9 protein-coding genes are annotated in these 14,427 nt (G+C 39.2%); 5 read left to right on the top strand and 4 right to left on the bottom strand.

The features are described 5' to 3' along the window. Positions 1-272: 272 nt before the first annotated feature. The 5 genes from I2494_RS05370 (at position 273) to I2494_RS05350 (ending at position 7,482) form a co-directional block, all read left to right on the top strand. Positions 273-551, top strand: a complete 279-nt coding sequence (locus I2494_RS05370; protein WP_218466081.1) for a hypothetical protein — start codon at positions 273-275, stop codon at positions 549-551. A 311-nt stretch (positions 552-862) separates the two neighbouring features. Beyond that, positions 863-2,428 (top strand): competence protein CoiA family protein, encoded by a 1,566-nt coding sequence (locus I2494_RS05365; RefSeq protein WP_218466080.1) that lies wholly within the window; start codon positions 863-865, stop codon positions 2,426-2,428. 343 nt (positions 2,429-2,771) lie between these two features. After that, positions 2,772-4,424 carry an ATP-dependent nuclease gene (locus I2494_RS05360; protein ID WP_218466079.1) on the top strand — a complete coding sequence of 551 codons (1,653 nt, stop codon included), beginning with the start codon at positions 2,772-2,774 and terminating at the stop codon, positions 4,422-4,424. Continuing rightward, positions 4,421-5,542: a UvrD-helicase domain-containing protein gene (locus I2494_RS05355; RefSeq protein WP_218466078.1), complete on the top strand. Its 1,122-nt coding sequence runs from the start codon at positions 4,421-4,423 to the stop codon at positions 5,540-5,542. Before I2494_RS05360 ends, I2494_RS05355 begins: the two co-directional genes overlap by 4 nt. Positions 5,543-6,072: 530 nt before the next feature. After that, the gene (locus I2494_RS05350; RefSeq protein WP_218466077.1) at positions 6,073-7,482 is read left to right on the top strand and encodes a PDDEXK family nuclease; all 1,410 of its coding nucleotides are present in this window, start codon (positions 6,073-6,075) and stop codon (positions 7,480-7,482) included. A gap of 201 nt (positions 7,483-7,683) precedes the next feature. Here I2494_RS05350 and I2494_RS05345 read toward each other — a convergent pair whose 3' ends face one another. The 4 genes from I2494_RS05345 to I2494_RS05330 form a co-directional block, all read right to left on the bottom strand. Further along, entirely contained in the window at positions 7,684-8,781 is a 1,098-nt protein-coding gene (locus I2494_RS05345; RefSeq protein WP_218466076.1) for an XRE family transcriptional regulator, read from the bottom strand. Between the two features lie 9 nt (positions 8,782-8,790). Beyond that, positions 8,791-9,453, bottom strand: coding sequence for a hypothetical protein (locus tag I2494_RS05340; protein WP_218466075.1), 663 nt, complete (start codon positions 9,451-9,453; stop codon positions 8,791-8,793). A gap of 525 nt (positions 9,454-9,978) precedes the next feature. After that, entirely contained in the window at positions 9,979-12,489 is a 2,511-nt protein-coding gene (locus I2494_RS05335) for a DUF262 domain-containing protein (protein WP_228350852.1), read from the bottom strand. Next, positions 12,482-14,239, bottom strand: a complete 1,758-nt coding sequence (locus tag I2494_RS05330; protein WP_218466073.1) for a DUF262 domain-containing protein — start codon at positions 14,237-14,239, stop codon at positions 12,482-12,484. Before I2494_RS05330 ends, I2494_RS05335 begins: the two co-directional genes overlap by 8 nt. Between the last annotated feature and the right edge of the window lie 188 nt (positions 14,240-14,427).

The following is a 14,427-nucleotide window of genomic DNA, read 5'->3' as shown; positions in this document are numbered from 1 at the left end:
AACTTTTACGTATAGCACCAGAATAATAAATAGGTGTCTAGCTGGTAGAAATGACAGGTATGAAACTATTGGTTTATAAACGACAATTTAAATCTAATCATTGTCTTAAATCAGAATATTATCTTTAATTAACCTCATTAAATTATCTTTTATGTCAGCCATCGTCATCAGCGATCAATATCCTACATTGTGATCGGTACAAACGATCAATCGAGGAGGTGATATCTGATAGATTAAAACATATTATATTCTTGATTGGATTAAGGTTAAAAATGATAGCGTTCAGTATTCATGTTCCAATTATTCGTAACAACAACGAAGGCCTAACGTCGACGAATCCATTAGCGTTGATGCTGACTCAAGAAGCTGCGTTAGGTTATTTATTAAAGCATGCTCGAATTTGTCATCCTAATGATGCACTAACTTACCGTATTGCACGGTACGATTTATTAGAAGAACTAGCCTGCTTTACCTATATAGGCCAGACTCACTATCAGATAGTACTTGTTGATGGACTGCCGAGTCGTCTCGAAGCTATTGTCAGGCAGTGAGCTAATGTTATTGAGTTGATAGTTAGAGCCAAATTCAATCCCCTAGAAAACCTTGTAGGTAGTTTCATTTTTAATAGCTAGAAATATATTTTATCTCGATTGTAGGTGTTTTTTGTCTAACTCAACTTTATGGTCAGAAACCCTTTTTCCTTCAACAAACTCTGTATTATAGCTAATACCGATACCCATCATGTGTACCGTTCATGTAACCATGCTATCTACCTTGATGAAAGAAAGATAATGATGCAAGCTTAGCCAACTAAAGCTTGCTGGGTGATCTGGATAGATAAGCAAGGAAACGGATTGTACGAATGCTTTTTGAATATGCTCTTCACAATGACTCAAATACGATAGTTCACGTAGATTCAGTGCCAAACGGAAAGCGCTGTAATTGTGTTTGTAAGAATTGTGGTGATGCTCTGATTGCCAAGAACAATGGAAAGATCGTCCAACACCACTTCTCTCATACTACAAAGGAAGAAAGCCGTGACTGTCAGATGACGCAGTTACATATAGCAATGCAACTACATTTCTCTTCTCTATCTGAGATTACTCTTCCAAAAAATGAGATAACCATCGATGAAACAGACATTACCGTTCCTGACTTAACAACTGAAGTTAAAGAGTCAACTCTCGAATACAGGATCGGGCCTTATCTGGCAGACATATATCTTGCGACAGATACTGGCAATGTAGCTATTGAAGTCTGCGTTACTCACAAATGTGACGAGGAAAAAGAACGGTATTATATTGACCAACAGATTGATTCAATTGAATACTACTTTCCTCTTGCTGAAGGCAACAGCATAGCTAAATGGATTTCTCTGATAAAAGATAATCTCGTCAAGTACAAATGGATCTATCATTCAGACCTTGAAATTAAGAAACTTGAGTATTTTGAGATAGTTGAAAAAAAGAAAAAGAAAAAAAAGGCAAAAAGGAAAAACAGTGCTTTATCATCACTTAGGAAGGCCATATCTAGCAAAAGAATTCACTTACCCAGTATACATAAAGAGATGGAGTATGATTATACAGGGCAATCTTACAAAGAAACTCGGTTGGTCTATCCTAAAAGAAATGTAATCTGTGACAAGGTTTTACTCTGTTATGAATCAAGTGATTATGCAGTAATCGAAGGATATAGTGGCAATCGCGTAATATCGATTATCTATTCTTTTACCGAAGATATACCTGCCCTGAGCTATAAGGATGACAGAAGTATAGTTTGTCGCCATTATTCAAATGAATCAAATGAATCAAATGCACCGACTTGGACTTGGGTTAAGCATCCATCAATAACTGTAAAATTTAATCAAATAAAGCTACAATTCATATCTGATTGCAAACATATTTATCATAAAAAAGAAAAGTTAATATATCTAAAAAATGAGATAGCCAAACTATCATCTGAATACTTAAATAATCGTCAGTTTTACTTTGACCGGGACTATCAAAAATGGAAAAAATGGATGATTAAAAAAGAGCTATTTATACCTAGCCAAAATAAAATGAGTCCTTCACTCCCAGATATCCTAAAAATGAAAAGAGAGTATCCCATGCTCTGGCCATTCCGAGCATGGGATATAATGGTGCTAAGCGATCTAGCCGAAATAGTGGATGCTTATCCTGTTAGCAAAAAGATATATTACTGTGATTTATTTATTGAACTCGTAGGAAAATATGATTTATCAGAACAATATCGATATCTATTGAAAGAGTTTAAAGATCTAAATACCTCTACTACTTTTGATCCACTCATTAATGAAGGTAGTATAATTCAAGATGCATTATATCCATTTTACATCATAAATATTATTTCCGTTCGAAAAGACCACTTAATAAGAAAAGGTTCTCTTATATTAGAATTGGGAATTTAATCTCATATTTTTTATATGCCATCCACTATTAAAATTACAACTACTAGTTATATTACTGCCCTACAAAAAAACACTCTCGGTACATTTGCTAGGTGATGGAATTTATTCCTTTATCTCAATCATCTGACATACCACTGCTTTTACGGCTATATAAGTACACTATCCAGACAATATCCCTTGCTGATGTCTCGCAATGTTAAGGGAAGCACTGTGTGAAAAAAATAGAAACTGCGATAGTATTGCGTCACCATGGGCATAGTTTTTATCGAATCATATATATTAAAGATGAGTATGTCTTTCTGAACAGGTTTTTTAACACTTATGGCATACAAAGGAGATGTTTGTGATTATTACTAAATTAATTATTCAAGGCTTTAAAGGTTTTAAGGAACGGTTCTGCATTGAATTTAATGAGTCAGTAAACATTATCGTTGGCGATAACGAAGCGGGTAAAAGCACTATACTTGAGGCAATTAATCTGGGTTTGACCGGGATGTATGCCGGTAAGTCAGTTAAAAACAACATCAGCCAGTATCTGTTCAATGATCAACTCGTGAAAGAGTACCTGACAAGTCTCACCACCCCAATTAAACTGCCACCGCCGGAACTTTTTGTTGAGCTCCATTTTAAAAGTACGCCGCTCACTGCCTTTCTTGAAGGCGATGGAAACTGCCTGAAATCATCCTCAGTCGGGGTGGTGTTCAAAATTAAGTTTAACGAGGACTACAAGTCCGCCTATGAAGCCCTGATAAAATCGGGCGACATCAGAACACTACCTATCGAGTATTACGACATTGTGTGGAAGGGCTTCAACAGGGATGCCCTATTATCACGCAATATACCGTTGAAATCGGCGTATATCGATTCGTCTTCAGGTCGTGGTAATAACGGTTCGGATGTCTACATCAGCAGGATCATTAAAGACCTGCTTACTGATGATGAGGTCATCAGCGTTTCCCAGTCACACCGGAAGATGAAAGAAACGTTCATCTCGGATCCTTCTATCGAAACTATTAACAAGAAAATTATTGGTGCAAGTAAGATAACCAGTAAAAACGTAACGATTTCAGTTGAGCTTTCCTCACAAAAAGCGTGGGAATCAAGTCTGATCACCTGCTTGGATGATGTACCATTTAACTTCATTGGCAAGGGCGAACAAAGCATTGTTAAAACGAACCTCGCACTCTCCCACAACAAAGCAAAAGAATCGAATGTCATTCTGATTGAAGAGCCCGAGAATAATCTGTCCCATACCAAGTTGAACATGCTCATCAAGACTATAAAAGATAACTGTGCGGGTAAACAGATTATCATCACCACTCATAGTAGCTTTGTTGCAAACAAGCTGGGATTAACCGACCTGATTTTCCTGTCAAACCGGATCACAACCAAACTCACATCACTCAATTCAGGTACTAAAGAGTTTTTTGAAAAAATTGCTGGTTACGACACATTACGTTTAGTTTTATGCAAAAAAGCGATACTGGTGGAAGGAGATTCAGACGAACTGGTAGTTCAGAGGGCGTACATGGATGCTAACGGCGGGCGACTCCCCGTAGAGGACGGTATTGAAGTTATTTCCGTTGGAACTTCGTTCCTGAGATTTATGGAGATAGCCTCTATCATTGGTAAGCCTGTTTGTGTTGTCACGGATAATGACGGTGATATTGCAGTTGTAAATAAGAAATACGATGCATATCTGGGGGCGAACAAGAAAGCAAATATTGATATCAGTTTTGACCCGATAGTCGACAAGGGCACATTAATGGTTGGAGTGAAAAAGTATAATTACAATACACTTGAGCCTAAGTTACTCAAGGTGAACGGTCTCGCGAAACTCAACGCTATATTTGAGACTGCTTATACCAGTGACGATGATTTGCACATTCACATGAGGACTAACAAAACAGATTGTGCGCTAAAGTTATTTAATTATAAAAATACTGCTGCAGTGAGTATTAGTTATCCCCAGTACATTCTGGATTCGATAAAATGAACAAAGTAATCATCGCTTCTGCGGGGGCAGGTAAAAGTACTTTTATTGTCAGCGAAGCATTACAGGCTGCTGCTTCAGGCAAACGTATTCTAATTACTACGTTTACTGAAGCCTGCCGGGATGAAATAAATGCGAAAATAATTAAAAAGAACGGCTGTGTCCCGTCAAACCTGTATGTAATTACTTGGTTTTCATTTCTGATAAAGCACTGGATAAGACCCTATCAGGGCTGTCTTTTTGATCATGACATTAAAGGCATGATCCTATGCAACAGTAAGTCTGGTGAAAAGCCCTTTAAAGTGAGAGAGATAATAACAGTGTACTGGGGGGAGAAAGACTTCAGGCAGTACTATTTCAGCCCTGACTTTAAAGTTTATTCGGACAAAATGGCAAAGTTGTCACTTCGATGCGAAGAAGCATCCGATGGGAACATTATTAAACGACTTAGATCTTGCTTTGATGAAATCTATGTGGATGAGGTACAAGATCTTGCTGGATACGACCTCGAAATTCTACAGAAATTGTTTGAGTCACCAATAAAGATCACGCTGGTCGGAGATCCGCGTCAGGCAACATACAGTACCGTTAATACGGAAAAAAATGCAAAGTATAAAAAAGCAGCGATAGTAAATTTCTTTGCAGATAAGACACCCGATGTGAGCCTCGATGACAAAATGTTGAATGAAAACTTCCGGTGTTTCCACGAAATAAATGATTTTGCCAATAAATTATATCCCAAATTTGCGCCTTCAATCTCTAACGTGCGTGATGTTTCGGGGCATGATGGCGTTTACCTTCTGCCAGAAAAATTACTCAGCCATTACCTTGAAATATACACTCCTGTTCAGTTGCGTTGGGATAAAAAACGTGCAGTTGACGAGCGCTATCCCATTTTTACCTTTGGCACCGCTAAAGGATTGACATTTGAGCGAGTGCTTATATATCCGACAGCACCTATGTTGAAATGGTTTCAGGATGAAAATGCAGAACTCACAAACGATACTCGTGCCAAATTATATGTCGGTTTGACCAGGCCTATTCAGAGCATCGCAATTGTTTATAATGGCAGTAAAAAATTTAACACGAATGGACTAAAAATATACGCTACCGGGGAATGAGCCGGCCAGAATGAGTTTAACTCGTCATTCGTAACCTTATAAAAATTCACTGATTAACGCCCCCTACACAGTGAGGTTGAACTGCGCCCAATTGATTAATACACTCAGCTGTTAGCTGATATACGTTTCTGGCACAAGGCTGTCAAATTCACACTTCAATGAACTCAGATGTATACAGTGTATCATCGACTTCAATGTCCAAGTAGCGAACTGTACTTTCCAGTTTCTTATGGCCTAGCAGAAGCTGAATCACTCGGAAATTTTTCCTTTTCTTGTGGCTTAGTTCTTCTCAAAGTGTACTCAAAGACATTCTTCTCTGATTATTCGTCATTGGCATGTTAGACACGCAACCTTATAACGAATCGATCAGACTTATCAGACCAAAAACAACTTTTCACAATGCTGAAGCAATATACATTACCGTATAAATAAATTTAACAATTAATAAGTAAATATGTACTTTCAACCAGTAATACAATAAATATATGGGAATTATTAAAAATGGATTTTTGAATCTTCTGAGATATGTAATGACAACACCGAACACAGTAAACTACCCAATCCCAGCAGACTGGCAGCATTTTGAACGTTTAAGCATTGCAATCATGAGTGCAATTTTCCAAAAACGTTTCCGTCAGTACGGTAGAAATGGGCAACGTCAGGATGGCGTAGATCTATACTGTAAGCATGATGGAACATTTATTGCTGTCCAGTGCAAAGGGCGAAATCAGGGGTATGCCAGCCGCCTGTCCCCCGATGACATTAACAAAGCTGTAAAAAGTACAGAAAGATTTCAGTATAAAATTGATGAGTTTTATATTCTCACAACGGGGCCGGACGATAAAAACCTTGAACAAAGAGCTTTTGAACTCAGTTATTCTCACAGTGAGTCAGGCCGTTTCACTATACATGTACTTGGCTGGCAAACACTTGAGAATATTATCCGCGAACATGAGTCTATCCAACGTTCATTTTATAAGGGATTTTTTAAAAAATTATCCATAAAGCAATACAGCATACTGATTGCCACAGGATGCTTGCTAGTGACTCTAAGTATTTTGGGTGCCCATAGATATGTGAATTATTACAATGAAACGTCAGCACAACAAAAAGCTACATCTGAAGACACTGAAAAATTTGTGGCACTGAATGACAAGCTCATCAAAATATATAATCATTGTAATGAGATGATGGCTTCCAACATACTTTCATCCTCATTTGAACTTAAACAGTTCTGCACTATCCCCATTGCAAAGCAACTTGAATCTATTGATAAATTTGTTCAGAAAACAAGCCTGAGCATTGATGCTAGGGCATATGACAATATGAGAAGCATGATTGATGTTTTGCGTGAGGATCATCGACAGGGATTAATTGCAGTGGAAATGACTAGATTTTTTGAGGACATTATTATTCAAAGTCAGAAGGAAATGTGCTTACCTGAAAAACAGCGAAACAAAGATGTTGCCAAAGGATTAAGAACAGTAGCAGAAGATGCTGTAAACCAGCAATTGCAGTTTTATTACGTTCTGAATGATTTTATCTTTCCCGGGATGGAATCAATGAAAGCTATTGCGTTAACATCTGCTCGGCAGATAAATGGTCAGCCAGTTCCCCAAAGTATGCTTGATCAGGCAAACCGTCTTAGTGGAATCTTGAAAGAGCGCTCTGGATACAAACTTAATAAATCACAGACCCCATTCTCGTTGTCATTGATGAAAGTCTATAGTAGCCGAAATATTGAAATGTCAGTTTCACTTCCGGATCCTGTCGAGGAACTTCGCTGGAATGATGTTCTGATGCGTAGCATTAGTATGTCATTTCTTGGAAGAAACAGCGATGTTCAAGCGTTGGTAACATGTGACGTTTTCCGGACAGAGGCTCTGCAGCACTTTAGAAAGGAAGAAAATGAAATTAGGAAGAAGGCTGAATCCTTATAAAGTGCTATTACAAGACCCACGTGTATATATTGCGAAATTGAATAGAACGATAAGATAGCCTGACAGTTCTTTTCCTGTTTTAGTTGGTAGCCGCAGTCTGGCTGTCGGCTCCACGCTGACAAGTCAGGCAGTATTTCTCACCATAACAGTCATGGCGACACAAATACACTAAGCCTAGACATAGATTGCCTCAATATTAAATTATACAAGTCGAAGTGTCGGTTTCGTCTTAGTACTAGATTGAAAACCACCAGTACCACCTTGTAGTAAAGCGAATCTAAATAGTAGATTTGAAAGCTCTTCAACAGGTAAAGATAATTTTTTTGAAATATCATAAAGTGATACGTTATCTTTTTTTAAAGCATTAAGTATTTTCTCTATGATCATCGAACGTTCACGCTCAACACCATTTATTTCACTTACACGTAGCCCCTTTCTCGTGGCCTCAACCATTAACGTTCGATATTGCCATTCACTCAAAATACCCACATTCTTCATACGAACGATTAATGCGACAGCTGAAACTTTCCAATTTCCCTTAAGTGCAATAATTCCATCAAGGGTAGGAAAACCCATTTTAGTCGCAATAATTGCCCTTCTAGGCATCAGTAATGCTGATGCAAATTCATCGGCTTCTTCTTCGAGATCTTTTCCTTGAGGTGTTCCGTGTCTATGAAGTAATAAGTGTCCTAATTCATGTGCGGCATCAAATCGACTCCGTTCTCCAGTTTTTTGAGTATTTAAAAAAATATAAGCCGTATTATTCTTCCAGAAAGAAAATGCATCTACATCTAGAGTGTTCTCCGCTAGAGAGAACACTCTTATTCCATTAACTTCCAGTAGATGGATCATATTTGAAATACTTTTGACACCAAGTCCCCATTCTTCACGAATGGCTTCTGCCGCAGCTTCTGGTTCAAAATCTCTATAATTTGGTAAGTTGGATGCTGGTAAATTAAAGTGATTTTCAAAATATTCATTAATCAATAAGCCAAGCGTTGCAGCGGCTTCTGCTGCATGTTGATCTGCCGCTTTTAAACTTTTCGTAGAACGAAATGATACTGATGAAGGACTTACGCAATCAATATCATCGCCATAAAAAAATGATTCAGGATAATTAAGCTTTTCAGCTAAAAGAGCGACGGTCTGAGGTGTTGGTGAAAACAAACTTTCGTATTTCTCATACTCGGCGACTGACTTGGATGATAACCCAGTAGCTTTTGCCAAAGCTATGTATGTCATTTTTCTCCTCAAGCGAGCAAGCTTAAGACGCTCAGGATTAAGTTGTGCATTTATCATGATTTACCATTACTTACGAGAAATTTCGATTTCGATCTCTTCATTAAACTCTTTCTCAGGTACTGTGATAGCAGCACTAAAAGGAACTGAAGGTAAAATAATACGCTCCATCCAATGACTAATTTTATTATGGCCATCCATCCCACTCATCCCCCCGGGAAGAGAAAGTTCACAGCGGACCTCATTTTCTCCTAAATCAAAATGATACAATAAAACATAAGTTTTAGTTGAGTCGATACTATTGTCATGTCCATCGGACATTTCAACTGAATTAGACGGGAATAACTCTAATGTACAATTTGCACTAACAAGGTTTTCTGTTGCAGAACCCTTGCTATTTTTAGTTTTAGGAAAACCATCAACACGTCCAGTATCTTTATCACCACTAGTAATAATGACACTCAGTCCCAAAGATGAATTAATAGTGAACTCCAATCCGTCACTACGAGTATAATTCCAACCTCGTTGGTCAGATAAAACGCTTTCTCGAAACGCAGCCACAACCTCTGACCATCCCCGCGTCATGGCATCAGTTCGTGGGTGAAGTGGAGAACTACGGCGGCTTTCGTAGATTGCACGAGAAATAGCATAGATGAAATCATCGACATTCAACCCTAAATGAGCAAGCTTATCGGTTGATTTATCATCAGTAAATATTTGTAGAGGTAACATCGTGATATCCTTTAAATGGTAACTTCCGATTTTTATACCTCATTTGAGGACTTAAAACAAGAAGTAGATAGCTATTGATAAACTATTTGCAAAAGCAGATATCACTCAATGCATGCCTCTGGACAGACGCACTATCAAGTGGTCCTGGCTGATGGGTTACCGCTAAGGCAGTTAACGATGCGATGTCAGATCCATTCCTTTTTTTCCTGTGGGCCACCCCAGGCATAGGATATAAAAATTGCCACATCACTCTTGTCATCCATAACTGTATTCCTCTTCTAAGTACAAAAAACCAACCATATATTATCACTTATGGTAACTATCTCGACGCTATTTAACTCGTACGTCATAGCATCCTTGCTGGACTATTTTCATCAGAACCGTCCTCACACAGGGCGTCCCCTAGCCAAATTCTCCTTAAGGTAAGTATTAATATTTTGCATAACTATTCTCTTATTCTTTGCTATTGTTGTAATCAGTATGCTCTACGCCAAGTTATATCCATTTTTCGAGGGAAAGATCACACTATTCATTACGCAATTTCAATAGCTGAATACAAAGTTCAGATATCTTAACCAATGCATTCTTCGGTTTGCCACTGAGGCATACATAATTATCGTCACTACATAGCCAATCTTGCTGATTATAATTATCCAAATCAGCAAGAACGATAAATCCGCAAGACTCCAGAGCAATCTGTAGTTCATCTGGAAATGGTACTGACTCATCATTGCGGTAGCACAGAAGGTAATATAGGTTGCCGCTATAGATCACCTGCAACTCAACATATTGATCATTAAAAGAAAAACCGCTAAAAACAAATGAGGCTATTTCATTGCTACTACGAACGCTTTTGTACTCATGCCTCTTGAAAGGGGCATAACTCAACCCAGTATCCTTCAACTCCAGCTCTAAATACTTAGAGTAGAGTTCACTGTGATAGTGATTTCGCTGAGACTCGTGTAATAGCACAACCTCGTGAGTACTTCTTACAATAAAGCCCTGATTACAAAGTCTAAATAGCTCCGGTTTGGCAATCAACATAGTTCGCCAGTTAAATTGCAGCTCATTCAACGCATTAGTACATATCGCTTCTAGCCCAGCTCTTAAATCACACAGATCAAAAGCCGGATCATCCAGCACCGCTTTAACATGTTGTTGCCGTGTATTCAACACATTTGATTCTTGCCGCAACAGACGCCGCCAGGAATGGTCACGGTCAACGTTATGCTTATTTGTACGTGAACTGAGAAGGTTAAACCTATCCGCAGTTGTCGAGGTTAGATAGTCACCTTTTGAAAGCACAGCACGCTCCCATGCAAAACCCAATGCCTCAGAGCTTTGTCCTATTGCACTGAATACTGCTGAGCCACTATCCGCATAGTGTTTGAATTGTGCAAAATAGTTTTCCTTCGCATCAATCCAATCGACGTTCCCATGCCCGTTAAAGTAATCAACAATGCCGCTGAACTTTAATGCAAAACCTATTTGTCCCCTGAAGAATGCATGGCTTTCAAGTTCAAGAATGGCCGTCTTCCACTCCGAAGATTTTATCAAAAGATGAGCTTTCAGCTTTTCTTCAAACACCTGAACCGGAAGAAAACCTTTTATCGTTACATCCTGGATGAGCAAATTTAGAATAGTGTCATCCATTTGGGACAATTCATTGATAGACAACAATGCCTTATGATAATCATCCACAGTATTAAAAATGGTGTTCTCAGTGAGGTTGAATACAACCCGCATCCAGGACGTTAATTCAGCCCCCATCTTTCCGCTCGCCAAACCAGCATAAAAGGCATGAAACCTCATCTTTTCCGAAAAACTTGAATTATTGATAATAATCTTTTTAAATACAGCTTCTTCGTCATAATACCTTTTGTTCTCCAGATACTTAGACACACCAGAACATGAAGTAGCATGACCACGCAACAGATCCAGCAGTGCTATCAATTTAATTATCAGTGGTTGTGACAAATATCCATACTGTTCATACTCCACAAAAGATAACGTGTTAATTTTACCGCCAGAACCAAACAGTTTATTTTGCAAGCGAGAGCTACCCTTTGCATCTTGCAGTAACAGGAAGTTGGCTGCACATATGGCTATACAGTTCATTAGCTCATCATCGAACGTATCATCTTTGGTTACAACGTTTCGGTAACACCAGAACAAATCAGCCCAATCCGTATCAATCTTATGAATGAAATACTCATAGCCAGACACAGGAGCATCTTTGAAACTCAGTCGATATTCCGGCCACTCTCCGGTGAATGACTTAATAGTTTTTTCCAGCCTTGCCTTAAAGTTTTCAAAGCCTGTCAGAGGCTTTCCTCGGGCATTCATTTTGATATACAAATCATCCGTAAGTTTAAATTCGGCAAGGTTCAGGAATCGAAATGTAATTACTGGTTTGTCTTTGTCGATAAGCTTATCAAAGTAATCTGCATTTCCAGAAAATTGAAGGTGAATCGCATCCAGCATCGTCAGCATTGAACGAATGGTAGGATCGCTTTCCCATGACAAATAGAACCACGCCCTGTCTTTAATCGTCTTACTCAGGCACTCAATACCGTATTCCATCAACAAGGCATTAAATTTTATGTCATTGGAAACCAATGCATTGCAAAATTCTCTCGAACTGCTGCGGGTTTCATAAGTAAAATGGGAAATTCCCCCTGTGCTTAACACCTGCCGAAAGGATTCTCCCTGACCTGAAATTTGTGCAAGATACCAGTGCAGTAAAAACAAGGTTGTCAATCGTTGCTGGCCGTCCAGAGGAGTGAAATTGTCCCGTCCCCTGGTATTGATGGTTACGCTACCATATACAAAATCCAAATCCCGAAAAGGCTCCCCTTTTTCCAAATAGTCGTGCAAGGCTTGCAAAAAGGTATTCCGAACCTCTTCGACTTCAACCCGCCCCTGAGCATAATCACGTTGGATAATAGGAATCTCTACCTGCATGTTCTTTTGATCAAATAACTGGTAAAAACTGAGTCTTTCACCCGAATCTGCATTGATTTTATTGTCAATCATCACCCTCTCCTTCAGGCAAATACGCCTTCAGCATTTGACCAATTGCTCGCAAATAATCCTTAGCATCCGATTCATTCCAATGCATAAGATCAGTTACAGACTGACTGTAATATTTTAAAAAGACATTCTTGGTACAAATGGGGACAAAAACTCCGCGCTTGTCATTCTCTATGATGCGGGCACGTTTGATTGGGAACAGAGCATTTTTGTAACTGCGGTTGGTTGAAGAATCCAGTAGTGCGAGGTTGCCCAACTGGTCTACCCAGGATACCTCACCGTGTTCGAAGTAACTTACTACCTCAGTATAGAAAGCGTCGAACTTATCATCACCGATACGGTCCAGAGCCAGCAGTTCAGTTGCTGACACAGAAAATTTTTGCTGCTTTTTCAAAGAAGCGTCTTTAAACTGACTCCTACTGAAATAATCTTCTATATCCTTCAGCCATACCAGACGAGCAGCACCAGCAGGAATGTAATCCGCCTGTGACCGAATATGCTCGATATCCCATTTTTCTTGCTTATAGCGGTCAAAGGGAAAACGTATGTCAGCTTCTCGAGTAGACAGTAACGTTTGAATATTAAATAACAGTAGCAATCGCTTGATGCGCGAATCTCCGTATTCAAGCTCATCCAGCGCACAACTAACCCGTTGACGGATGCAACCTTTCAAATAGTTTTTGAAGTCTATCTTCGTTGATCCCACCCGTTCCGATTCAGTCTTTAACGTAGCGACATCATCACCGCAATCCACCAGGAAACCTATCAAGTGGTACAATTCTCGGTCCTGGAACCATTCGTCAAAGCTCAGGAAATAACGCTTAATCTCCTGCCACAGCAGCTCAATATCAGCCATGCCGGTCTTGAAATCTGCATGAAACTTATGGAAAGTGAAAAACACCTCGTCAGTAAACTTTTTCCCCTTCATTAAGTCGAAGATGTATTCGATCCGTGTTGGGTAGTGTTTGTTTGAATTGCTGATGAAATGCCAGAATGCTGGCTCCTGCAAGCGCTTTTCTATGACATCCCATTCGGTAGCAATCTGTAACTGTTTCAATCTCGCCTGGTCATTGTGAAAGTGGCTTCGTTGTAAAAACAAAGCTTTAACCAATTCAGCATTGGTCAGAGGTATTTTGCCAATATTGATACGGGAAAAAACATCAATGGCATAATCATTGTTGAGACATTCATCGCTTAAATCGTACCAAATAACCTTTACAGAACGTTCTTCAGGATCCTTTGCCAGTAAAGTCGCCAACAGCTTGTTATTATCATTATAATCTTTGTCGGAGAACCAATTTCTAATAGCCTGATATGCCTGCACCATATGAAAGAAGTCAATATTGTCAGAGTTGGATTCGTTATGAATCCCCTGCAAAAAACCTTCACATCCGGGGCGAGTCTCATACTTCAGCATATACACGTTTTTTTTGTAGGCATCCGCTAAGGAACGCTTCAGATGCTCCTGCTCCAAAAAATGCAGAATAAGACGTAGCGTGGTTAGTCTTTGCTGTCCATCCACGACCTGCCAACAATCCTCCTCTCTAACTACAACCACAGGCTGAAGACAGTAAAATGCAGAATCATTACCACCACCCGGTTGACTAAACTCCCAGATATCATCCAGCAGCTCCTTCACCTGGATAGCCCCCCATCGATACCCTCGCTGGTAAGCAGGGATGTAAAAATTTTCCCCCAAAAGTTCATATATGTTTCTGAGATAAAGCTTCTCAGTTGATTGAGTTATATTCATCGTTGTTCAACTTCCCGTGTTGTCGCTTCCGAAGTATTTGATGCTATCAAAGCACCAAGCGTGCGTCTGTGTTCAACAACACGATTGTTCATCTTTTTTCATCAACAACCACTTAAGCTACAAAGTAAGCTCATGACCTAGGCCGTATTGTAATCATCACGTAAATTAGGCCCATTCACATTTAGAGA

The sequence above is a fragment of the Limnobaculum allomyrinae genome (assembly GCF_016649425.1).
GTDB lineage: Bacteria > Pseudomonadota > Gammaproteobacteria > Enterobacterales > Enterobacteriaceae > Limnobaculum > Limnobaculum allomyrinae.
The sequence above is the reverse complement of the archived record's forward strand: the minus strand, read 5'-3'. Positions and strand labels throughout refer to the sequence as shown.